Here is a 24202-nt window from a genome sequence, read left to right on the forward strand (position 1 = left end):
ATCACTCAGCTCCAGATAAACGGAATGTTTCGTATGTTGTCCATGAACCATCTTCTAGTTGATATAAAAGATGAATGCGATCAATTGTATCTTTTTCATCAACGCCTGTCATACGTAATTGTCCAAAGATATCGTCATGCTCAGAGGCTGACATTTTTTGAGCGATTGTAATATGAGGAACAAATACATGTTTCATTTCCCCTTTAGGGATGCTGTCTTGAAGTGCATGTTGGAATGCCGCTAATTGTTCTGTTGGTTCAATGCGGAAGTAAATCGCATTTGTTGTAGGGAAAAACGAACTTATGCGAGATGCATGAATGTTTAAAGGTGCATATTTAGCAGCAAGTTCATCTAATTGCTTGACGATGGTTTGAATCTCTTCTTCAGACGCATCGAAGCTGTCCTTTAATGTCATATGCGGTGTAATCTTCGCATAATGAGGATCGTATCGTTTGCGATAAGTGTTCGCTAAATCTTGCAATTTTTTTGATGGAAATGCCACAATACCGTACTTCATAGTCCATTACCTCCCGAAAATAAACAATTTTTCTAATTAAGTATAACAGAAATTTCAGTTTTCGTAATTTGAATCGCCTAATATTAATTGAAATTTTCGATTAATGCACGTCGAAGATCTGGTTTCCAATATTTCCATGTATGATTGCCATCGAACTCGTCATAAAATGTAGTAAACCCTTTACTGATCATGAGATCATGCAATTGACGATTAGGTGTTAAAAAATCTTTGATGGTTTTATCCATTGTCACAACCTGATCTTCGCCTTTGCCGACAATATGGTAGATAGAAATGGACCCTGGATCTTTAAAATTTTCAACAGCCTTTAACACATCAGCGTCAACGTATGGTGATTGTAGAATGACTTTGCCAAAGATGCTTGGGTACTTTAAAGCAGCCATTAAGGAAGCTGTAGCAGCCATAGAGTCACCAATCACTCCACGACTCATACCCATTTGGTAAGTGGCATACTCACGATCTAAATACGGTACTAGCTCATGTGCTAAAAAGCGAAGATAGGATTCATGTTGCTCACCGCTCGGAATATATTTATGTCGTCGATCTTTTATGTCTTTGTAAGGAACAAATGCAATAATTAAATTTTCGATTTCATAGTCATCAATCAGTTCATCAGCTAGCTTTGTAATACCGCCAAGTTGGAAGTAGTCTTTACCGTCTGATGCGATTAAAATATTGTATTTATATAGTGGAGAATAATTTGCAGGAACATAAATATAGAGCTGTAATTCCTCCTGTAATGACTCACTGTAAAATGTTAAATCCTGTACTGTTCCCTTATCCAATGATGACACTCCTTCTTATGTTTGTAACAAAATTGTACCATATTACGTAAGTAAAGGTATAATAGGTTGGGCTAGCATTATACTAGCAATAAAAATCGAAATGAGGGTTAATTATGCATAATAAAAGTATTCGTGTGCACTCTGACGAAGTAGCAAAGGCAGCTCAAGCCGCATTAATTCGTAGAGGTGTAGCGATAGAGGATATCGCGCAAATTGTTTACGAAATGCAAAAAACCTATAATGAAGGTTTAACACTGGAGCATTGTGTTCATTCTGTTGAACGTGTATTACGTAAGCGAGAAGTACAACATGCTTTATTAGTAGGAATTGAATTAGATGAATTAGCAGAGAAGAAATTATTATCTTCACCACTACAGCAAATTATCGAATCAGATGAAGGTTTATTTGGTGTAGACGAAACAATCGCACTAGGATCTGTTTTTACATATGGCAGCATTGCCGTTACCACTTTTGGTCACTTAGACAAGCAAAAAATAGGGATTATCAAAAAACTAGATACAGAACCTGGACATCATGTCAACACGTTCTTAGATGATTTGGTTGGTAGTATAGCAGCTTCAGCGGCTTCACGAATTGCACATCGTATGCGTGATTTAGAAGAGGAAGGCGAAACATTTGCTGATATCGAACCTGAAGAGCTAGGACCAAAACCAAAATCACATAATGAAATATAAAATGAGTTTCTACTATTAAAAATGAGCCTTCTCAAATTTTGAGAAGGCTCTCATAGTGTTGAAAAACAAAACAATCAATAGAATTTTTGTGAAAAGTGAAAATGAATTTCCGTTACAGGCTACTTGCTTTCCTGTGGGCGAGCGCCGAGCCGCTTCCTCTGCTACCGCTCCGTGCAGGGGCTCGCCTGTCTCGCTATCCCACGGGAGTCAAGTAGCCTTCCACTCCAATCCAAAAAACGTAATCTTTTTAGCAAAGGTTTTCACATAAAGTGGAGGTGTTCACTACTCTTTAGGAGGAGGTGTTGTCACGCGTCACTTCTCCACATTGAAAATAAGAGCCTATCCTCTCTCTAAGAATACAGATAATGGGCTATTTAATCGCTATGCTGCTATGAAAAAAGTAAAGACACTTTTGCAGAATGGTTGATTGGAGTGGAGCCAGCGTCACTCCTAGGGGATGTAGCGTCACAGAGGAGACCCTGGAGCGAACGGAAGTGAGTGAAGCGGCTCATCGGACGCCCCCTGGAAAGGACGCTGGCGGAACGGAAATCAACCCCTCGCCTTGCCAAAAGGTCTTTTTCTGCTAGTGACATGATCTTTTTTCAACAACATGTGAGCCTTCTCAAATTTTGAGAAGGCTCTAATTTGTACTACTTATTATCGTTATATGCTTTTACAAATTCTTTTACCTTGTCGCTATCTGCTTCAAGTTTTAAACCAGTATCAATTAATGGAGAGACTGTGGATACAGCTGGTTTTTTATTTCCTTGGTAATAGCTAATGAATTCGTCTTGGTTAATAGAGTATAGAATTGCTTTACGTAAATCTGCTGAATCAGAAACTGCACGGCCAGATGTATTCATTTGTAGGTAGGAAACAGCATTACTATCTGCCGTATTTAATGTTAATTTAGCATCTGATTTTACAATATCCAGTTTCGTTTCTGATACTGTTTGAAGAACATGAATTTCACCATTACGTAATGCAGATAGGGCACTATCAACATCAGAGATGAAACGGACATTGATTTTAGCAATTTTTGGCTCGTATTCGCTGCCAGCACGATATGCAGGGTTTTTCACAAACTGTGCTTCATAATCATTTTTCTTCACTAAAATGTAAGGACCACTTGCATATAGCTGGTTATTGAATGTTGCTGAACCCTCTGTTACAGTAGCTTGATCACCATAGGCAATGTCCTTGTCAGGGTTATAGTTAGCCACATCATACGTATTAATACTTGTTACTTGTTTTTCAGACACGATACCACCAGATTGGTGTGCTAAATAATTTAATACTTGTGGGAAAGGTGTAGGTGTTGTAATTTTAACAACTTGGTATGCACCTGCCGCATTATTAACAGTACCTTTTTCTTTTGCTAACTGAGCTACAGAAGCAGGTAGGCTTTGAGATAATGCATCTAAAACGGATTGCTCAGAGCCAGATACTTTTTTATCTTTTAATTCAGCTAAATCAGAAACGATTTCCACTGTTTCAATATTTTCATGAATGCTATAAGTACGGTGATCTGGTACTGAGTTAGCATCTTTTGCACGATTTAATGAGAAGACTACATCTTCAGCTGACACTAATTCCCCCGTATCAACAGCAGCACCATCTTTCACAGCTGCAAAGTGGATATCATCTCGTAAAATGAAGTAATATTCTTGATTACCTTCAGCCATTACATGGTTATAAGATAATGAACCATCTGAAACAACTTCATCTGTGTCTGTTAAGTTAACAAGACGAACATACATATTTGTGTTTAATGTGTTGATTGAACCATCATTCCCTTTAATCGGGTCAAGTGAAGTAAGAGAATTGATTGTTTGGTGTAAAATTAAAGGTTCTGTTGCATTTTTAGATGTATCATTAAATTCGATTTTTTCCCAAACTTGTGCACGAGATTTTGGTAAAAGAACTGTTTTAGGGTTTACTAGTTCAGAGTAGATCCCTTGATACTTATTGGAAATATATAAAGGCGCAATATAAGCCTGATCAAATACTAATAATTGCTCTAAATCTTTATACTTGGCTGCTGCTTCTTCACCAGTCAATGTGCTCGCTTCATCAATTAATGCATCTAATTTTGAATCTGCCACCACACTGTAGTCACCGCCAGTTTTAAATAAACCACGAACAGCATAGTCAGGGTTCCCTGTAACTGTCGTCCAGCTTGAAAGAGCAAGGTCATAGTTACCTGCTTCTTTTTGAGCAGAGAAAGAACCGTAATCTGGTTGAATATTTAGCTTTACGTCAAAACCATTTTTTACTAATTGGTCACGTACAATATTCATATCTTCTTCAGAAGCTGCCATTCCTAATACTTCAATGGCAATCTTGCCATTGCTCTTGTCACTATCTTTTGAATCTTTACTGCCTTCTACGTCAGTTTTTGTTTGTACACAGCCAGCCAAAGCTAGTACTGCAACGAATAAAAATACAAGTAATTTCTTCATAGTTACCTCCGATTAATTTGTTTTTGGATCTAAAGCATCTCGTAAACCGTCTCCTAAGAAGTTAAAGGAGAGGACAAGAAGCATAATACAAAGACCTGGGAAAATAGCGACATATGAATGTGTCTCCAGGTACGTACTACCAACTTTTAAAATATTGCCCCATTCGGGAATATGCGGCTCAATACCTAGCCCTAAAAAACTTAAACTACTTGTTGAAATAACAGCTCCGCCAATCGTTAATGTTGCTTTCACAATCATTGGTGCTAAAGAATTGGGGACAATGTGCTTGAAAATAATAGCAGCATCAGATGCACCTAAAGCTCTAGCCGATTCTACAAATTCATAATTGGCAAGCTGCATAACATTTGCCCGCATTGTACGAGCATAGGTTGGAATTGCCCCAACACTAAGTGCAATAATGAGATTCACCGTATTAGCACCAAAAGCGGCGATAATAGCAATGGCTAACAATATCCCAGGAATAGCATATAAAATATCGAGACTCCGCATGATGATATTGTCAGTGGATTTACCATAATAGCCTGAAAATGCTCCTAATGCTCCACCAATAACTGCGGGGATAATCGTTGAGAAAAATCCGACGATTAACGATATTTGTGCCCCAAATACAATACGAGAAAATAAATCTCGGCCATAATTATCTGTACCTAGTGGATATTCTAATGTCGGTGTTTGTAGCAATGCTCCATAGTTATTTTCCGTAGCGAAGTCATAGTCAAAAGTCCAAGAGCTTGTAACGGACAACGAAAACATGAAAATAATAAAGAATAAGCCGAACACAGCCATCGTATTGCGTAAAATCTTTTCCCATATTTTTTGCCACTTCTCAATAGAAGATGGATTAGCCTTTCGAGCCTTTTGAATAAGGCTATATCCTAGTAAAGTCGCAAATAGATTACCAGTGAAAGTGGCCAATAGCAGGACAATACCTGGAATGAGCATCCATTTTGGTGCCTCAGTTGCTGTGACATATTTTGTACATAAAACGGCCATCACGATATAAAGAAGCGAGAGTACCAAGAAAACGCCCATTGCCAGTAAAAAGGTATCTGTCACATATGGCTTAAATAAATTCAACGCTGCAATACCTAAGATGAATAGTTGTGTGATAAAGGCATAGGCAGCAAAAGTATATTCTGCAGTCTTACTTTTTGACACAAGCATAAATGCAAAGGATGTCGAAAAAATATTGCCTGACAGTATCGTTACTAAAAGGGGATAGCCAAACATTCGAGTGCTTTTTTGAATGTCACCATGTTTTGCTAAATCCTTTTTAATTCGTAAATTGACGAAGGCAACATATGCCGTGGTAAAGGCATAAATAACAAAAAAGAGCAGAACCACAGGTCGCCAGCTATTGCTGGAAAAATTATAGCTATAGGCTAGAAATAGTAAAGAAAACAGTAAGGAAAAGACAAAAGTAAAATGAGAATTGACATATTCCTGTGTAATCTTCAAAAGTAGTTTGACATGTAAGATGTTTTTCACAGGTGATCCTCCTTTAAGACTTCTTCATTTTCGAGCGAATGCGTGGATCAAAAAAGGCATACATGATATCAATGAATAAATTGACAATCGAGATGGTGATGGCGATATAAACAACGCCGCCAAGAATGGCTGGAATATCAGGGATAAATTGCTTATCGACGATATAGCTGCCAATCCCACTAATGTTGAATACCTTTTCTGTTACAGATGCGCCTCCCAACATACCCCCAAAAAGAAGTCCAATCACCGTAATAATCGGAATCATGGCATTGCGAATGGCATGTTTTGAAATGACTTTGAATTCATTTAAGCCCTTTGCTTTTGCTGTAATAATGTAGTCCTCATGAATCACCTCAAGCATACTCGACCTTGTCATCCTAGCAATGGATGCTGTAATGGATGTTCCCAAGACGATAATGGGCATAATGAGCGATAACCAATTATGAGGATTATAGGTGGCTGGAAACCATTGTAGCTTTAGAGCAAATGTCAAAATAAAAATTAAACCTTGCCAAAAGCTTGGAATGGATAAGCCGATTAAAGCAATGAACATAAATGTATAATCCAAATATGAATTTGGACGAACAGCTGAAATAATACCGACTGGAATAGCTATGGCGATAGCCATTAACAATGACAACACGGCTATTTCAAGTGTGACAGGGAATTTTGTAGCAATGCTGTGTGTTATATCTTCTTTACCTGCAAAGGATGTGCCTAAGTCAAAAGTAAATAGGCCAGATAATGCGTTCCATAGCTGCGATAAATAAGGTTGATCCAAACCATGAATGCGATTAAAGTTTGCTATTTGCTCAGGTGTTGCTTCAACTCCGAGTAAGTTTCTTGCAGGATCAAATGGTGATAAATATAAAATGGTAAACACTAATGTAGCCACACCAACAATCACAATGAAGCTTTGTAAAATACGTTCAATGATAAATTGCAGAAATGGATTCGCAAATAAGATCAGTACTACATAAAATAAAACAGCTGGTAGAAAGGTAAGGGCTACAAAACGTTTGTTTGTTAGTTGCTGATTAAAAAATTGGTCATAGGATAGTTGTTGTATGCCCTCTTTTTGTAAATCTTGATCCACTAGCTGTTGTAGTTTTCTTTGAGCTAATTGCTTGGCTGTTGCCTGAATTTGTGACTCCAATACAGCATCTTTAAAAAATGTAGCTTTTGCTATTTCTTGTTGCTCAAATTCTTTTTGCCAGCGAGCAACCAGCCCATGCTCTAGATAGTATTGACTACGCAATGCAAAAGCCTGATCATAAGTGTTAGAATGTTTTCTTTTCCGATAGATAAAGTATGTAAAAGGGTGAACTAAAATACTTAAAAGAAAAAGAATGAGATGATAAGGCTTTTGATGCATTAGTTTTTGATAAACCGTAGAAAAGAAAATAAATTTCTCAGGTTTTAAATGATTTTTTGAAGTAACCATGCATTTCCTCCAAACGTAAATAAAATATTCAGCATTATATTGTATAATTCCTATCAGTATTGTAAAGTATGGATTATACTTGTAAGTAAGTCAATCACAAATTTTAAAAAGGATGGGTCGAATGAATGAAAAGCTTTTAGAAATCAATAATCTTCGCGTGTCCTTTATCACAGGGGAGACAGAATTCGAAGCTGTTAAGGACGTTAGCTTCCATCTAAATAAAGGTGAAACACTCGGAATTGTAGGAGAGTCTGGTAGCGGGAAAAGTGTAACGGCTCGTTCCATTATGCGTTTATTACCATCTCCACCTTCATTTCTGAAATCTGGTACTATTGTGTTTAAAGGGCAAGAACTCACTGAATTTAGTGAAAAACAAATGGAAGGGATTCGTGGACAAGATATTAGTATGATTTTTCAAGATCCAATGACATCCACAAACCCTACTATTCGAATAGGAGATCAAGTGGCTGAAAGTTTAATCAAGCATCAGTCAATGTCAAAAACCGAAGCCTATCAACAAACAATAGAGTTATTAAAACTGGTTGGTATTGGAGATGCAGAAGAACGGTATCGACAATATCCCCATGAATTTTCAGGTGGTATGCGTCAACGTGTGATGATCGCTATGGCACTTGCTTGTAATCCATCACTGCTTATTGCGGATGAGCCAACAACAGCACTGGATGTTACTATTCAAGCTCAAATTCTAAAATTGATGCGCGACATGCAAAAGAAAATGGGGACGTCTATTATTTTAATTACACATGATTTAGGCGTTGTTGCAGGTATGTGTGATCGCATCATTGTGATGAAAGAAGGAGAAATAGTTGAACAGGGCACAACGGAAGAAATTTTTGCAAATGCCCAGCATCCGTACACCCAGAAATTATTGAATGCGTTACCAAAGCTGCATGAGAAAAAGCAACCAAAAGAGATTGCTACTATTCAGCCAGGTATCGATCGACATAAGCCTTTAATCGAAGTAACCCATCTGTCGAAAGAATTTCCATTAGGCCGTGGTCAAACGCTGAAAGCTGTGAATGATTTATCATTTTATATATATCCTGGTGAAACATTAGGCTTGGTTGGTGAATCTGGTTCAGGTAAATCGACTACAGGTCGGACGATTCTCCAGCTTCATCAGCCTACAAATGGCGAGGTTCTATATCAAGGAATACCTGTAACAAGACTAACGAAAAAACAGCTAAAGGCAATGCGTCGTCATATGCAAATTATTTTCCAAGACCCTTATTCATCGTTAAATCCTCGCAAAAAAATCTTAGATATTATTGGAGAGGCTCTTGATATTCATGGTCTGGTGAAGACACATGAAGAGAGACGACAACGAGTAGAAGAATTGCTTGAACTTGTCGGTTTGAAGAAAGAACATGCGATGCGTTATCCTCATGAATTTTCAGGTGGTCAACGTCAGCGAATTGGGATTGCTAGAGCATTAGCAGTCGAGCCAAACTTTATTGTTTGTGATGAACCCTTATCAGCACTGGATGTTTCTATTCAAAAGCAGATTGTTGATTTATTAAAGGAATTACAGCAAAAACTTGGTTTGACTTATTTATTTATTGCCCATGATCTATCCATGGTGAAGCATATCAGTGATCGTGTTGCGGTCATGTATGGTGGGAAAATTGTTGAATTGGCAGAAAGTGAAGAGCTATATGCTAATCCACAGCATCCTTATACACGTGCATTATTACGCTCCATTCCTATTCCAGATCCTGCAATAGAGAAGCAGAAATATAGCGATGCTGAACATGCAGAAGATGTAAAAGTACGTTATGAGGTAGAAAATAGTCAGCTAGTAGAGGTTTCTCCTAATCATTGGGTAGCTGTGACAATGTGATAGCTTGAATGTAGTAGCTTGATATTTTACAATAGAAACATCGTGAAACTTTTTGTCTTCCTGATGATGAGTTACACAACTTATACGAGTCGTAGGTATAAGAAAAGATGATGAGTTGTGAGGGGCCTACTACATGAAAATGCAAGATATAAAAACATTAATAACAAGTGGTACGATTATTCTGGCTGTAGCATTGTATATGATATTTGGCAGATCTCCTGCGGAAGATCAAGATACAAAATCAGTTACAGATCAGCAAGGTACTATATCCATTGAACAAGTGGAAGAAAAAACAGGAAATAAACGCTTTGAGATAGACTATATTAAAGCATATGATGGGGATACGATTCAGGCGACAATTAATGATGAGAAACGAAAAATTCGTCTGTTAATGGTGGATACACCTGAAATGAATTACAACAAAGGTGGCGCCCAGCCATATGCTGAACAAGCAAAAGAGTACACGATCAATTTATTGGAAAAGGCTCAAAAAATTGAAGCGGTCTATGATGTTGGGCCAGAAACAGACAATTATGATCGCTTATTAGCTTATGTTTTTGTAGATGATGTGTTATTGCAGGAATCTTTATTAGAGGAAGGTCTTGCAGTTGTACGTTATATTCATAAGCCAAACAACACATTTGAAGATGCCTTTAGAGCTATTCAGCAAAAAGCACAGGATGCAAAATTAAATATTTGGTCACAGGATGATTACTTCCAAAAAGATGGATTCCATCCGGAAGTAGTTCAATAATCTAAAAAGCCTGCTTGTTAAAAGACAATTTCAAAAAGGCTAGGAAGCTGCTGTCTGTATCTTACAGGTAGCAGCTTTTTTTAATTCCTTTATTTCTTGTTTTACCTCTTCTAACATTTCGTATTCTTTGATGTTTACTTTGTCTTTAAAATGCCCAAAGTGATCATTGTTCCAATAGACTCCTCGACACGACATTGATTGGCAAGTCCCATTTTGGTGATAGTGGCGTTACAACTTTTGTACAGTATTAAAGGTGATGTCAAGATGGGGTTGAAGCAGTAAGTATATAGCCATTGACCAAGTACAGAAAGAGAGCTACACTAAATGTCACAAAAATAGTTGATCATTGAATTACTATAAAATCAGCCAAGAGTTACGATGAAGAATCAATTATTTTAAAAATAACCTTTGATTTGGAAATGTTAATATGAACTAGAAATAGTTCAACCTACTCCTCTTTAGCTATACAAAACTTATTTTTAGCATAATAAGATGTTTGTTCAGTTATTCGTTGTCTCCCCACACAAATAGGTTTATTAATTATTCTTTCATTCCTTAATGATGCTTCAAAATACATCGGTTTTTCCTAGCTTCTTTAGTAATGTAACAAGTTTACCCTTCACAGGATTTTCACATAAAATAAAGTTATACTTCTCCATAGAACATTCAAATGAAAATGATTATCAATAACATATAGAAGGAGATGAATTTATTTTTGATTTACATGATATCGTAATCGTTTTAACTTTACAATCTATTAAGGTTGCTTAACCTAAAGATATGCAGAAGTAACACTTGAAGCAAAAAATATTATTTTACTTAAAACGAAATCCATGAGGTATTAATCCTCGTGGATTTTTTTCCAAAGCATTGATTATAAGAATGTCCAATTTTAGTTTTTTAACTAAATTGCATGTCAATTAGTAGAGTTTCTTCTATTTGAAAGTTTTGTAAAGATAAAGTCAAATAAGTTATTTATAAATTGAACGTGTAACATCTGTTCGTTATAATTTTGGTAAAGAACAAATGTTCTATTATTTTTAGGGGGATTGATTATGGGTGGTATAAAATGGCTGTATATTTCAAAAGAGAATAAAATTTATAAGGTTCCTAACCCTAAAAATGGGAGATTCAAAGAAATAAAGGAGCTTTCAGAACAGGACGTCTTAAAGGTTATGTTGTATTACAGAACAAAAAATAGAAAACCAGACAAACTAGTAATGGTTGAATTTGATCGAATTACTCTTGATTCAAAAGGGGTCTATGAGGTGACTGATGAAAGGCAACGAAGGATGCTACAAAATGCTTTTCAGTTTCTATATAATACGCCTCAAGAATTGGTAGATACAAAATCACCATTCGAGTTGCCTCTAGCGCCAACCGTACCATCCGATATTGAAAAAAAAGCTATATATGAATATTTAAATAAGAATTTGCCAAACTTAGGAAATGATGCTCCAGCAATCGTAGAAAATGCAATAAGTTCACTAAAAAAAATACATGAGAAAAAAATCAACTTAATTAAAGAAGCTAATAAATTAAGAAAAAGTAATTTAAAATTGTACTTTGAATCAAAAAAGGTTTAATGAAATTACGAATGGTTTAGGAGTGATAGATTTGGATTACAAAATCATTGTAGAAGAAAAATTCGGGAAGCCTTTAAAGGATGTTATGTATGAAGTTTGTGTAGAAAAAGAATTGGAGAAGTGGGATGGTGCTAAGTTACTAGGTGTTCCAGTAAAAACTTTTGTAGCATGGCGCTCAAGATTTCGTTACGGACCAATGCAAATTCAAGCAGATCAAGCTAAAAAAATGAGAAATCAAACAACTAAAAAGTATAAAGACGAATTAAATGATATTAATTTACAGCGACCATTTGAGCATGAAGGGAATACCCTTAAGGCGTTTAAAGAACTGATTGAAAGAAGTTTAGAGTTAGAAAAATATAAACGAACTATTGAAACAGTAGGAACAGTTCCAGTAATAGAGACTATCTGGAAAATTGGAATGTTAGAGTCCGTTCTTGATGCAATAATCCAGTTTGAAAGTGGTAAATTATATGATCAATATATGTTTGAAGCAAGATATTTAAAGTGATTTATATTAGAATATATTTATATTAAAAACCCACTCATTTTGATTAGGCTATTTTCAAAACGGCGGGTTTTTTAATTTAAAACTTAATGTGTTTGCAATAATTATAAGTTTTCTCTATTTGATGTTAATACTTCTACTAAAGTAAATTTCTCTATCATCCCTTATTTAAAAGTAACCCCACCTTTAATGGTTAGTTTAGCACAAAGTATTTCCTATGCATAATGTATACGAATTTCGTTTATGTACGCTGCAGGAGAAACCCATACTTCCTTAAACCTTCTACAATACGAATGTGGAGTCAATTTTTCTATCTAAGCTAAGGTATTTCTGTAAATTCTCCCATTAAAGTGATTCTTCATATATTCTTTGCTTGTTCAAGGCCATTACTTGTTGAGGTAACATCGATTTTTCCTAAATTTTCATAAGTATCAATTTAATTCCGAAGTTTAGTATTTTACATATTTATTGTAAATTTTTTAAAAATTTATTCAGATAAGTTGTTATAATAGTTTTTGAGAAATTTAAGATTGATAAATCCAATATTTTTTTGTAATAGATTATTTATGTAATGAAGTAGAGGTGAATCATAAGTGAAGCAGGTGTTGGTAATTAAGAATGAAAGGTCTTTGGCAAAAAAAATTGTAAGCGGGCTAAAGCAAGAAGGCTATTTCATTTTAACACTTCACAATGAAAATAAAGGTTTAAATATAGTATATGAGCAAGATTGGGATATTATCGTATTGGATTGGGATTCGTTAAGTATATCTGGACCCGAAATTTGCAGACAAATACGGGCTGTTAAAACGACACCGATCATTATTGTCACCGATAATGTGTCTAGCAAGGATTGCATAGCCGGATTGCAAGCAGGAGCAGATGATTATATAAGAAAACCGTTTGTAAAAGAAGAATTAGTAGCAAGGATAAAAGTTATTCTAAGAAGAGGGGACGTTATCCAGACAAACGAGACTGATTTCTATCGGTTTAAGGATCTCTTTGTTGATGCATCATGCAATATTGTGGCAAAAGGTGGCGAAAATCTCCCGCTTACTAAGCGCGAGTATGATTTACTAGTATTTTTAATCAAAAATAAAAATAAAAATAAAATATTGAGCCGTGAAGTGCTATTGAATCAGGTTTGGGGATATGACTTAGCTGTCAATCCAAATGTAGTGGATTTATATATTGGGTATTTAAGAAAAAAGCTAAAATGCGAGAAGAAAGATCGATATATTCAAACAATCCATGGCAGAGGTTATTCAATGATTGAATAGTAACAAGAAGATAATAGGTATCATGCAGTTTGTCACAGTAAGCAATATTAAACATAATCGAAAAAACGAGTAAAACAGTTTCAACCGTTTTGCTCTTTTTTTTGTTCTATTAAATCGAGTAAGCAAACAGTTTTTAGAAGGTATTGAAGAGGCGGAAACATATTTTCCTTTTTTGTATCCAATTTATGCTTGATGTAACTTTATTTATTAATTTATATCCTTCACAAGATTTTCACATAATTAATCACTATACTATTCCACAGGACGAACAAATGAAAATGATTATCAATAGCGATTAGGATGGCAAGCAATTACTATCCAACTCAATCTATAGACTTCATCATTTTCAAAAAATTACACTATAAGGAGTATATGTATGAAGAAATCTATGTTTTTAAAATTTGTTGGTATTTTGGCAGTTTTGACTTTGATACTAGTAGCTTGTTCAGATTCAAGTAATAAAACGAACGAAGAGTCAACGCCTAAAGATAACGGAAGTGAAGAGGTTGCTAAGCCTACGACGGTTGAAATCACTGATGCCCATGGAACTGTTACTGTTCCTGTAAACCCAAAGAATGTAGTTGCTTTGGATAATAGAACTTTTGAAACGTTAGCTGATTGGAATATTGAACTAGTAGCTGTTCCAAAGGATGTAATGCCTGCAGATTCACCATATGTAAAGGACGATTCAGTTCAAAATATTGGAAATCACCGCGAACCTAATCTTGAAATTATCGCAGCCGCAAACCCTGAACTTGTAATCATCGGTCAAAGATTTGCTGGTTTTTATGAAGATATCAAAAAATTAGTGCCAAATGCAGCTGTTATTGATCTGAATGTTGATGTTTCTGAGGAAGCTGCAACGCCTGGTGAAAACTTAGTAAATGGACTTAAAAATTCTACAATTGCTTTAGGACAAATTTTTGATAAAAATGAAGAAGCGAAACAAGTAGTAGCTGATTTTGATAAAGTGATTGAAAATGCTAAATCTGCTTATAATGGAACAGATAAAGTGATGAGTGTTATCGTCGCTGGTGGGGATATTGGTTTTGCAGCTCCTCATTCTGGACGTGTTTGGGGTCCAATGTATGAAATTTTCGGCTGGGTACCTGCATTAGAAGTTGCTGATTCTACTTCTGATCATAAAGGTGATGAAGTTTCAGTTGAAGCTATTGCACAAAGTAATCCAGATTGGTTGTTCGTATTAGACCGTGATGCAGCAACATCTGATGCAGCTACTTCGGCTCCTGCTAAGGATGTTATTACTAACGCACCTGCTCTTCAAAAAACAACGGCTGTTTCTAAAGAACAGATTATTTATGCACCAGCAGATACTTACACGAATGAATCAATTCAGACTTATATAGAGTTATTTGAAAATCTTGCAAATACTTTAGCTAAGTAGTGTAGAGGGGTATGAATAGTGCCAAAAAATATAATTTCTAGGGTTGAGAATTTTTCTCAACCCCAGTTTTATAACCACAATAAAATATGTACAAAACCTTTTATATTAGCGATTATAGTTGTTATTATTTTAGGCATTATATCACTGTTTACTGGAGTTTATGATATACGTGGACAAGAGGATGGAATGGAGATGTTTTTCATAACTCGTGTTCCTAGAACAGCTGCATTGATGCTTACAGGAGCTGCAATGTCAATGGCGGGACTCGTCATGCAACTGATTACACAGAATCGCTTTGTTGAACCTACTACAACGGGGACTATTGAATGGTCAGGATTAGGACTGCTCCTAGTTTATTTATTATTTCCTTCCCCAACTTTAGTTCAAAGAATGACTGGTGCAATCATTTTTTCTTTTATAGGAACGATGATTTTCTTTTTATTTTTAAGAAGAGTTAAACTACGTTCGTCTTTAATTGTTCCAATTATTGGATTAATGCTTGGAGCAGTCATTTCTGCAGTGTCCACTTTTATGGGACTTCTTTTTCAAATGACGCAGAGCATTGAAACTTGGTTTGTAGGTTCTTTTGCGGCCGTTCAGGTGGGAAGATATGAATATTTATGGCTAATTGTGATCGTTACTTTGCTTATTTTTATTTATGCAAATAGATTAACCTTAGCTGGACTAGGTGAAGATGTCGCAACAAGCCTTGGCGTTAATTACAATAGGATTGTTCTTTTGGGGACAGCCCTTATTTCTTTTGCTGTTGGAATTGTTGCAGCTGTTAGTGGAAACTTACCTTTCTTGGGGTTAATTGTTCCAAACATTGTGTCAATGTTTAGAGGCGATGATCTTAGAAGTAATTTACCTTGGGTATGTTTAATTGGAATGGGGACTATAACCGCCTGTGACATCATTTCCCGTACAATTATTATGCCTTTTGAAGTACCTGTTTCTTTAATACTTGGAACAGTAGGATCGGTCGTATTTATAACGATTTTATTGAGACAAAGAAAACCGAGGAGGCTACGATGACCACATTCGAATATAGAAATAAAGATAATGTCGAAATCGATGCTAGCCTTCAGAATGAAAATAGATCAGCTAGGGCTTTTCGTACTAAGAAGGAGGAAAGACGCTATTGGATTATACTGATAACATTGATTGCTTTAGGCATCCTTTCTTCATATGGACTTTTAGTGTATAACAATCCGGTTCCAATAGATTTGCCTTCATTTATTCCTGTTGTAATGAGACGAATAGTAGCCCTTGTCGCCATGATTATTGCTGCAGTTTGTCAGAGCCTGTCGACTGTTGCTTTTCAATCGATTACAAATAATAGGATTATAACGCCTTCGCTGTTAGGCTTCGAATCACTTTATTCAACAATTCATACTAGTACAATCTTTTTCTTTGGTGCTAGTGCATTAATAAATTTTAGTGGTATTGGATCATTTTTATTTCAGGTTGTTGTTATGGTCTTGATGAGTTTGATTTTGTATGGATGGTTGCTTTCCGGTAAATATGAAAATTTACAATTGATGCTTTTAGTTGGCATTATTATAGGGACTGGGCTAAATTCTGTGTCAACTTTCATGAGAAGACTACTTGCGCCTTCAGAGTTTGATATTTTACAGGCGAGATTGTTTGGTTCTGTTAATAATGCGGATTCTGCCTATTTTCCTATCGTCATTCCTATGGTAATCATTGTAGCGATATTACTTCTTGCTCATTCTAAGAATTTGAATATATTATCATTAGGCAAGGATGTTGCTACTACTTTTGGAGTTAAATACCAACCTAGTGTCATTTATACACTTGTATTAGTTGCCATTTTAATGTCCATTTCAACGGCTTTGATTGGACCACTTACTTTCTATGGCTTTTTAGTAGCCACTCTAAGCTATCAGGCAGCATCGACTTATGATCATCGATATATTTTTCCAATGGCTCTTGCTATAGGCTTTTTGATCATAACGAGTGCATACTTTTTGATGTATCATGTATTCCATGCTCAAGGTGTAGTTTCAGTTATTATTGAATTATTTGGTGGAATCATATTTTTAACTGTGATTTTAAGGAAGAGGGCTTTATGATAAAAATTGATAATGTTAAAAAGTTCTATACTGATAAGGTGAAAATTGGACCTTTGGATATTGAAATACCAAAAGCTGGTTTTACTTCATTAATTGGACCAAATGGTGCCGGAAAGTCTACGACACTTTTGATGATTGGAAGACTTTTGGATATGGAAGAAGGTCAAATTCAGGTAGCAAATATGAATATTTCTGAATCCAAATCAAAAGACTTAGCAAAAATTTTAACTATATTGCGACAAGAAAATCATTTTGTCACTAGGCTTACGATTAGACAACTAGTTGGATTTGGACGCTTTCCTTATTCAAAGGGAAGATTAACTAAAGAGGATGAGATGATTATTTCTAAATATATCGATTTCTTTGATTTAACGGATTTAGAGAATCGATATTTAGATGAGCTTTCTGGTGGCCAAAGACAAAGGGCATATGTAGCGATGGTTTTATGCCAAGAAAACGAATATGTACTTTTAGACGAGCCTTTGAACAACCTTGATGTTGCTCGTTCTGTTCAAATGATGGAGCATTTGAGACGTGCGGCTAATGAATTTGGAAGAACCATTGTGGGGGACTGCTACGAAAAAAAAGTCTATTTATATGTTGACAAAATAACTGATAATGATTATCATTATCATATAAAGGATATTCCTCGACTACAATACAGTGTAGAGAGGATGAACTTTAGCTACTTTTCTCCAGAAGTTTGCTAGTTCATGATTACGCTCCTGAAACCCCCCTCATTTTTTGGGAACGTTAAAAATTTCAGATGGTTCATTCTATAATAGAATGTAGCTGTCTACATTATGAAATCCATTTACTAGACATTAGTAAATGGATTTTTTTTAGTCATTATGCTTTTAATCTTTCGTCCATTCGGCTACTTTATCTTGATTGTTATCAATCCATTTTTTAGCAGCCTCCGTGGCACTCATACCTTCCATAATATCAAACATCACACTTTCTATGTCTTCAGCAGTCCAGTGGAAACGATCAAGGACACGATAGGCTTCAGGGGCATCCTCTTTCAAGCCATTACGGGCAAAAGTGCCAATATATTCTTCCGTCCCATATAAACCTTTCGGGTCATCTAAATACTTTAAATCATAGGCGTTAAAGATCCAGTGTGGTGACCAGCCTGTGATGATGATTTCTTCATTATTGGAGATGGCTTGGCTAAGGGCTGCGGTCATTGCACCGGCAGACGAGGTCAATACATGCCAACCTTCCAGATTTTTATATTCCTTATAGGCATTTTCTGTCGTAGCCATCATATTAGCTCCTGGTTCAATTCCTGTAATTGTTTGATTAGCTTGGTTTGCTAAATCTTCAATAGAATCGACATCCATATAACTTGGAACGACTAAACCAATCTTAGCACCAGTTAGATTTTCACCTAAATTCTCTATTTTATCTTTGTATTTCTCTACTTGTGGGGCATGTGTTTGCGGTAACCAGGCAGATACCATACCGTCAACCTCTCCGTTTGCAAGTGCCTCCCACATGATCCCATTGTCTAAAGGTGTCAATGTTACCTTATATCCTAAATCCTCTAATACTTGTCCTACTACATGTGTAGAAGCAACCTCAGTATCCCATTCAACATAGGCTAAATTGATTTCATTTCTATTATTATTCTGCGTACCCTCACTTGCTGAACCACATGCAGATAAAACTAGTAGGCAGGCTAAAGCGAAACCAATTTTCCATAATCTTAAATATCTCATAAATTTCCCCTCTCCATCAACTCTTGAATTATTGTGAAAATTAAAAAATAAATAAGTAACAACTTTATTTTAAAAACAAGTTGTTACTTTTGTCAAATGAATGCTGTGCAAATCATTACGGGAATCATGGGATTGGCCGTGCAGTCTATATCGGGCTGCCCATAAATTTTTCTATTGATGACATATGATAGGTGAAAATGGAGACTGGGGTGCGAGGAGGCTTAGTATGCATTGGATTACAATTATTCTAATAGGGATCGCTGCGAATTTAGATAACTTGGGGATCGGCTTAGCTTATGGTGTCAAACAAGTTAAAATTCCAATTTTATCGAATGCCGTGATTGCTGTTATGTCAATGATTGTCACATATGTCGCAGTAACAGCAGGTAGCACAGTTGTTGAGTATATTTCACCGCATACTGCCAATTTATTAGGAAGTTTACTATTGTGTGTCATTGGTGTATGGACGTTAATGTCCAATAATTTTTCTAATAAACGGATAGCTGGCAATCCTGAATTATTTGATGAAGATAAAAATTTAGTGATTTCAACGCGTGAGGCAATGGCACTTGGTTTCGTATTATCAGCGAACTGTTTAGCAGGAGGTATTGCAATAGGTGCAAATGGCATCTCTGCCCTTTGGACGGTCATTTCCATCGGCGTGTTTTCGTTTATCACAGTTGGGGTGGGAAGTAGATGTGGCTCTTTACTATCAAAAACGTATATTGGCAAGCACTCTACAGCAATATCAGGATGGCTACTAATTATGATTGGTATTTTTGAGGTTTTTGCAAAATAACATCTAAAACGTATAAAATGGTCGATCACCATATTTTACAGATTATAGACAATATCTATGCTGCTAACAAAATCTTTAATTACGAGAATGGGTAACCATTAGTAAGTATTGAAAAAATATTTCTTGTGCATTAAATGAATACATCACCCTTAGAATGTAACCATATTTTGGTTATATTCTTTTTATTAGGAGGAAAATTTGACATATTGAGGACTAATTTGGTTTAACAGTTGACATACACTGGTATCAGCGATTATTCTTGGGAGTAGAATCGTAATTGAGAATAATTTTCGTTTAGGTGGAAGTGCTTTCATACGAATATTTTTTCAATTATGATGTTTTACTATGACTAAAGGAGGCGTGCAACACATGAAGAAAATGCTCATGTTGATCATGCTTGTTAGTATTGTCGTTGTTAACTTAGGGCTGACACAAGCATCTGCTCAACTGGCTGATGGCACACATTCGATAAAGTATCAGGTCAATAAACCTGATAGTAACTCTGCATCTATTGCAAACGACTATTTTGTAAAACCGGCAAACGTAACGGTGAAAAATGGCACAGCTACTGTGCAAATTACCCTAAAAAACAGTGCATGGATTACAAAATTTCAACCGCCTGGTGGCGCAACTGTTGTCAGTGAAGATAAAGCAGCAGACACACGTACTGTACAATTCACGGTTAAAGATTTATCCCAACCAGTAGTAACATCTATGAAAATTGATATTGATGATATTAATTATCACCATGAATATAGCGTGTCGCTTGTATTTGATGCCGTATCGACTGCTAGCTCTACAGCTTCGACTCAACAAACAACGTCAAATGAATCCAAAGCGTCCACAGCTTCTACTACAGAAAGTCAAGTGCCGAATCCACAAACAGGTGATGCAACACCTTACCTATTAATTGTAGCTTTAGTGGGGTCAGCATTTTTACTTTATAGAAAAAAACTACAAACAAAAACGGAGGGTCAATAAATGGCTAAAAAACGTCAATCTCGCGCAACTAAAATAGTACTAGCTTCATTGCTAGCTGCATCTCTTTCAGTTCCATCCTTTGCATCTGCAGCAGAGGTAGTAACAACAAATACAGAAGTAAAAGCAGAAGCAACGAAAGCTGACAAAACGGCATCAGTTATCAATTTCAAAATCTTCAAACCTGGTACAACAGAAGATCAGCCTGCTATTAGTTCTCATCTAGTACCACAGGGTTCAATCGTTGAAAAAGACGGGAAATTTGAAGCAACTTTAACGGTTACAGCAAAATCGGCACCAATGATTGCGGGTCTACAAACAAAGCAGGGCGATAAATATGTAGATGCAACTGAAGTGAAAAATAGCGACGGCACAATTACATACAGTTTCCCTGTGGTTGTTGATGAAGTTAAATCAGCAAAAATCCATGTAGTCGTTCCTTCTGCAAATATGGACAAATGGTATGAATTTGATTTAAAAGCAGTGAAAGAAGATGTTAAAGAAGAAGTAAAAGAAGAAGTTAAAGTGAACGAAGTAGCTGTCACTGTTTATAAAAATGGTACAACAGAAGAATCGATCATGAAACAATATATTGCACCAAAAGTAGGCATTTCTGCTAAAGACGGTAAAAACATCGTGACAATGACATTCCCTCAAGGGCAATATGTAAAAGGTTTCACTGTAGAGGGGAAAGAAGCAACTTTAGTGAAACAAGACGATGCTACAAATGCACGCACATACTCATTTGAAGTAGCAGATTTAAAGAAACTTGTGAATGCTCAATTACACATCGTTGTTGATGAGCCAGCACAAGGTGTGAAATATGATTCAAATCATACAGTACAATTTAGCTTTGCTGTCGAAGGTGCAGTAAAACCAGTTGTAAATCCATTTAAAGATATTAGTAAAGATGCAAATAAAGAAGCAATCTTATCACTTTACAGTTTAGGAATTGTTAAAGGTCAAGACTACTTCAAACCAAACGACAATATTACACGTTCTCAATTTGCTTTAATGGTGGCACGTGCATTGAACGTAACTTCTACAAAAGATGCTGGGTTTAAAGATACAGGTAAACTTAGCGCTGAAGCAGTACAAGCAATTAATGCATTAGCTGAAGCAGGAATTGTTAAAAAAGCAACGAACTTTAATCCGAATGATACATTAACTCGTCAACAAGCGGCTGTAATGATCTATCGTACAGTAACACATGTAGCAGGTAAAGAAATGAACTTTGGTGACCCAAGTCTTACTTACTATGCTGATGGAGCAAAAGTGAAAGATGAAGAAGCGAAAAAGGCCTTTGCACTTCTGTATGCAGGTAAAGTCATGACTGGTTCACCTACTGCAGATGGTAAAACTGTTATCGATGCGAATAGCCCATTAAAACGTTCACATATGGCGAAAATTTTAAATGGCTCATTGCAATACTTGAATAAATAATGATCTTAACAGCAACTTCCTTTCTCACATTTATGGGGAAGGAAGTTCCTGTGCTTTTAAAGAAATGGGAGGCTAGCATGCAATGACACAAAAGAGAAGTAACCTTTGCCTAGTGGTTATTTTTTCAATTATATTGTTCTTTTTTTCTCCGTCCCTTTTTCTACAAGCAAAAGCTGAGGATTCTGCTATCGCAGATGGTAGTTATCAAGTTGAACTAAGTTTTTCTCCTATCGAAGGCTTTGAAGGAAGCCTTTTTAAAGATGTAGCAATGCTCTCAGTTAAGAATGAGCACTATCAATTAACAATGGCTCTTGAAGAGCTAAGTCCTATCAGCGATATACATATCGAACAGCTAGGCCATGAGCTTTCTTTCACATTGGATAAAATAGAAAATTTAGTTCAGTTTGATGTTTTAGCGTTACAACAACCAATTATCATCAATGGCAGTATAGAACTTGCAACAGAAGAACAATATGCCTCGTTTTCCCAAGAGCTTCACCTAAACATGCAGACATTATTACCAAATATTTCGCAAGGTGAGGACGATAAAGAAGTAGTGGAGGAAATAGATGCAGAGGAAATAACGGGTCAGGAATGGGCTTTAAATTATGTTTTAATGGTAGATGGTAAACAAGAACCTTCTATTATGAATAGTTATGTAAAGCCTGTGGCAAAAGTGATTGAAAAAGATGGTAGATACTATGCGCTAATGACGATTTTACAATCAGCTTGGGTCACAGGGCTAAAGGTAGATTATAAAGGGGAGCAAGTTGAACCTAAACAGCTTTCACTTCTAGATAATGTACGGATTGTAGAATTTGAGGTTGAAGATTTAGCACAAGCATTACGAATGTGGGTAAAGATCGATATTCCTGACATTTCTTATCACCATCAATATTTTGTTCAGTTAGTATTTGATGAAACACAAGTTGCAAAGGTTTTAGATAAGCCCTCTAAAGTAACAGCTTCTAAAGCCGTTGTCAGTGATAAAGCGGCGGATCGAGTAGTGAAAGAGCAAGTAAAAAAAACATCTATACAAGCCAATATTGTGGAGGAAAAAAACTCTGCTAAATCAGAAGAACCAACTTCCCAGACGATGCTCGTTGTGCCACTGGATGAAAAATTAGCATTTGATCGGACACTTGATGAGTCAGTGGATAAAGGGGAAGAAGATGAACCAGAGGAAGACATAAAAGATGAAGCTACTACTGAAAAGGTAATGAATACTTCTATGACACCCCAGCAGATTGAACCGTTAAATATAGTGAAAATTATATTGCTTATCGTTATTTGCCTAGTATCAGGCTGGCTACTCATTCGACGTCTTAAAAAACAAAAAATGACAGAGTGAAGCAAAAATAAGTGGGAGATGACACAATGAAAAAGGATTGGAAAATTGGGCTACTGTTGTTGACATTACTATCTCTGCTTCTTGCAGCTTGTAGTGGCAGTGACAAGCCAGCAGTGAAGGAGAAAACGGTTGCTGAAGAAGAACAAGGAACAGAAGAGAGTGAGCAACGTATTATTGCTGGAACAGTTGTGGTGGCAGATATTCTAGATAAGCTGGATTTGGATGCGATCGCTGTACCAGAAACGGAAAAGCAATTAGCAAAACGTTTTGAGGGTCTGCCTACTATCGGCAATGCAATGGAGCCTGATATGGAAATTGTGAAATCATTAAATCCGACAGAAGTATTATCTGTATCGACATTAGAGTACGATTTGCAGGATAAGTTTAAACAATTGAACATCCCTGTCGACTTTTTAAATTTTCAAAGTGTGGATGCCATGTTAACGGAAATCACAACACTTGGTGAACGCTATAATCGTGTAACACAAGCTGAGGGCCTAGTACAGGATCTACAGAAAAATATTGAAGCGGTACAAAGTGTTGCGGCAAATAAAGAAGGCCCTCGTGTTTTAATCTTACTTGGTATTCCAGGGAGTTATTTAGTGGCAACTGAAAATTCCTACGCAGGTGATCTTGTTAAGCGAGCAGGGGGAATCAATGTAATGGAAGGTCAGGACGCTGAATATTTATCTTCCAATACAGAGTATCTACATAACAGTAATCCTGATATTATTTTACGTTTATCACATGGTATGCCAGATGAAGTTGTGAAAATGTTCGATGAGGAATTTAAAACAAATGATATTTGGAAACATTTTGATGCAGTGAAAAACGGAAAAGTCTATGATTTAGAGGAAGAATTATTCGGGACGACAGCCTCCTTACAAGTACCACAAGCTTTAGGACAACTGATGGAAATCTTCTATCGTAAATAGTAATTAGAATTGTCGCTCGTATGATCAGTATTATACTTATCATAGAGCGTTTTTC

The 24202-nt window shown here is 36.1% G+C and carries 21 protein-coding genes and 1 pseudogene; 15 read left to right on the forward strand and 7 right to left on the reverse strand.

What is annotated here, in order from left to right; genetic code table 11:
* Position 1 precedes the first annotated feature (1 nt).
* The gene (locus JTI58_RS12875; RefSeq protein WP_205441425.1) at positions 2-517 is read right to left on the reverse strand and encodes a YjcG family protein; all 516 of its coding nucleotides are present in this window, start codon (positions 515-517) and stop codon (positions 2-4) included.
* Positions 518-600: 83 nt separating this feature from the next.
* Positions 601-1320, reverse strand: coding sequence for an alpha/beta hydrolase (locus tag JTI58_RS12880; RefSeq protein WP_205441427.1), 720 nt, complete (start codon positions 1318-1320; stop codon positions 601-603).
* Positions 1321-1433: 113 nt separating this feature from the next.
* Here JTI58_RS12880 and JTI58_RS12885 point away from each other — a divergent pair, with 113 nt between their 5' ends.
* Entirely contained in the window at positions 1434-2015 is a 582-nt protein-coding gene (locus JTI58_RS12885; protein ID WP_054549790.1) for a phosphatidylglycerophosphatase A family protein, read from the forward strand.
* Between the two features lie 650 nt (positions 2016-2665).
* Here the strand turns inward: JTI58_RS12885 and JTI58_RS12890 are convergent.
* From JTI58_RS12890 to JTI58_RS12900, 3 genes are read right to left on the reverse strand one after another with little or no spacing between them, the layout of a single operon-like run.
* Positions 2666-4477 (reverse strand): ABC transporter substrate-binding protein, encoded by a 1812-nt coding sequence (locus JTI58_RS12890; RefSeq protein WP_205441429.1) that lies wholly within the window; start codon positions 4475-4477, stop codon positions 2666-2668.
* A 12-nt stretch (positions 4478-4489) separates the two neighbouring features.
* Positions 4490-5986, reverse strand: a complete 1497-nt coding sequence (locus tag JTI58_RS12895) for an ABC transporter permease (protein WP_205441431.1) — start codon at positions 5984-5986, stop codon at positions 4490-4492.
* Positions 5987-5999: 13 nt separating this feature from the next.
* Positions 6000-7430: an ABC transporter permease gene (locus JTI58_RS12900; protein ID WP_205441433.1), complete on the reverse strand. Its 1431-nt coding sequence runs from the start codon at positions 7428-7430 to the stop codon at positions 6000-6002.
* Between the two features lie 121 nt (positions 7431-7551).
* Between JTI58_RS12900 and JTI58_RS12905 the strand changes: the two genes are divergently transcribed.
* Together JTI58_RS12905 and JTI58_RS12910 are read left to right on the forward strand one after the other, a co-directional pair.
* A complete protein-coding gene (locus JTI58_RS12905; protein ID WP_205441435.1) occupies positions 7552-9291 on the forward strand; it encodes an ABC transporter ATP-binding protein in 1740 nt (579 codons plus the stop codon).
* Positions 9292-9424: 133 nt separating this feature from the next.
* On the forward strand, positions 9425-10045 hold the full coding sequence (locus JTI58_RS12910) for a thermonuclease family protein (RefSeq protein ID WP_205441437.1): 621 nt from the start codon (positions 9425-9427) through the stop codon (positions 10043-10045).
* A gap of 39 nt (positions 10046-10084) precedes the next feature.
* Here the strand turns inward: JTI58_RS12910 and JTI58_RS12915 are convergent, their stop codons facing one another.
* The gene (locus JTI58_RS12915) at positions 10085-10240 is read right to left on the reverse strand and encodes a hypothetical protein (protein WP_205441439.1); all 156 of its coding nucleotides are present in this window, start codon (positions 10238-10240) and stop codon (positions 10085-10087) included.
* 860 nt (positions 10241-11100) lie between these two features.
* On the opposite strand from JTI58_RS12915, the gene JTI58_RS12920 reads away from it, so the two are divergent.
* From JTI58_RS12920 to JTI58_RS12950, 7 genes and pseudogenes are all read left to right on the forward strand, one after another.
* On the forward strand, positions 11101-11631 hold the full coding sequence (locus JTI58_RS12920) for a hypothetical protein (protein ID WP_205441441.1): 531 nt from the start codon (positions 11101-11103) through the stop codon (positions 11629-11631).
* A gap of 22 nt (positions 11632-11653) precedes the next feature.
* A complete protein-coding gene (locus JTI58_RS12925; RefSeq protein ID WP_431844387.1) occupies positions 11654-12142 on the forward strand; it encodes a hypothetical protein in 489 nt (162 codons plus the stop codon).
* 590 nt (positions 12143-12732) lie between these two features.
* Positions 12733-13416, forward strand: coding sequence for a response regulator transcription factor (locus JTI58_RS12930; RefSeq protein WP_205441445.1), 684 nt, complete (start codon positions 12733-12735; stop codon positions 13414-13416).
* Positions 13417-13792: 376 nt separating this feature from the next.
* On the forward strand, positions 13793-14821 hold the full coding sequence (locus JTI58_RS12935; protein WP_205441447.1) for a siderophore ABC transporter substrate-binding protein: 1029 nt from the start codon (positions 13793-13795) through the stop codon (positions 14819-14821).
* Between the two features lie 18 nt (positions 14822-14839).
* The gene (locus JTI58_RS12940) at positions 14840-15856 is read left to right on the forward strand and encodes an ABC transporter permease (RefSeq protein WP_205441449.1); all 1017 of its coding nucleotides are present in this window, start codon (positions 14840-14842) and stop codon (positions 15854-15856) included.
* Positions 15853-16917 (forward strand): iron chelate uptake ABC transporter family permease subunit, encoded by a 1065-nt coding sequence (locus JTI58_RS12945; RefSeq protein WP_205441451.1) that lies wholly within the window; start codon positions 15853-15855, stop codon positions 16915-16917. The genes JTI58_RS12940 and JTI58_RS12945 overlap by 4 nt, the downstream gene beginning before the upstream one ends.
* Positions 16914-17483 (forward strand): annotated as a pseudogene (locus JTI58_RS12950) (ATP-binding cassette domain-containing protein); the annotation flags it as partial. The gene JTI58_RS12945 and the pseudogene JTI58_RS12950, both read left to right, overlap by 4 nt.
* 291 nt (positions 17484-17774) lie before the next feature.
* On the opposite strand, the gene JTI58_RS12955 reads toward JTI58_RS12950, so the two are convergent.
* Complete coding sequence (locus tag JTI58_RS12955) at positions 17775-18641, reverse strand: glycine betaine ABC transporter substrate-binding protein (RefSeq protein ID WP_205441453.1); 867 nt, start codon at positions 18639-18641, stop codon at positions 17775-17777.
* A 226-nt stretch (positions 18642-18867) separates the two neighbouring features.
* Between JTI58_RS12955 and JTI58_RS12960 the strand changes: the two genes are divergently transcribed.
* From JTI58_RS12960 to isdE, 5 genes are all read left to right on the forward strand, one after another.
* On the forward strand, positions 18868-19440 hold the full coding sequence (locus JTI58_RS12960; RefSeq protein ID WP_205441455.1) for a manganese efflux pump: 573 nt from the start codon (positions 18868-18870) through the stop codon (positions 19438-19440).
* Between the two features lie 369 nt (positions 19441-19809).
* Positions 19810-20421, forward strand: a complete 612-nt coding sequence (gene isdC / locus JTI58_RS12965) for a heme uptake protein IsdC (protein ID WP_243456015.1) — start codon at positions 19810-19812, stop codon at positions 20419-20421.
* Positions 20422-21861 carry an NEAT domain-containing protein gene (locus JTI58_RS12970; RefSeq protein ID WP_205441472.1) on the forward strand — a complete coding sequence of 480 codons (1440 nt, stop codon included), beginning with the start codon at positions 20422-20424 and terminating at the stop codon, positions 21859-21861.
* A gap of 82 nt (positions 21862-21943) precedes the next feature.
* Positions 21944-23212 carry an NEAT domain-containing protein gene (locus JTI58_RS12975; protein WP_243456017.1) on the forward strand — a complete coding sequence of 423 codons (1269 nt, stop codon included), beginning with the start codon at positions 21944-21946 and terminating at the stop codon, positions 23210-23212.
* Positions 23213-23238: 26 nt separating this feature from the next.
* Complete coding sequence (isdE, locus tag JTI58_RS12980) at positions 23239-24147, forward strand: heme ABC transporter substrate-binding protein IsdE (protein WP_205441480.1); 909 nt, start codon at positions 23239-23241, stop codon at positions 24145-24147.
* Positions 24148-24202: the final 55 nt, after the last annotated feature.

This window comes from Lysinibacillus fusiformis, assembly GCF_016925635.1.
In the GTDB taxonomy this organism is placed as follows: Bacteria; Bacillota; Bacilli; order Bacillales_A; family Planococcaceae; genus Lysinibacillus; species Lysinibacillus fusiformis_F.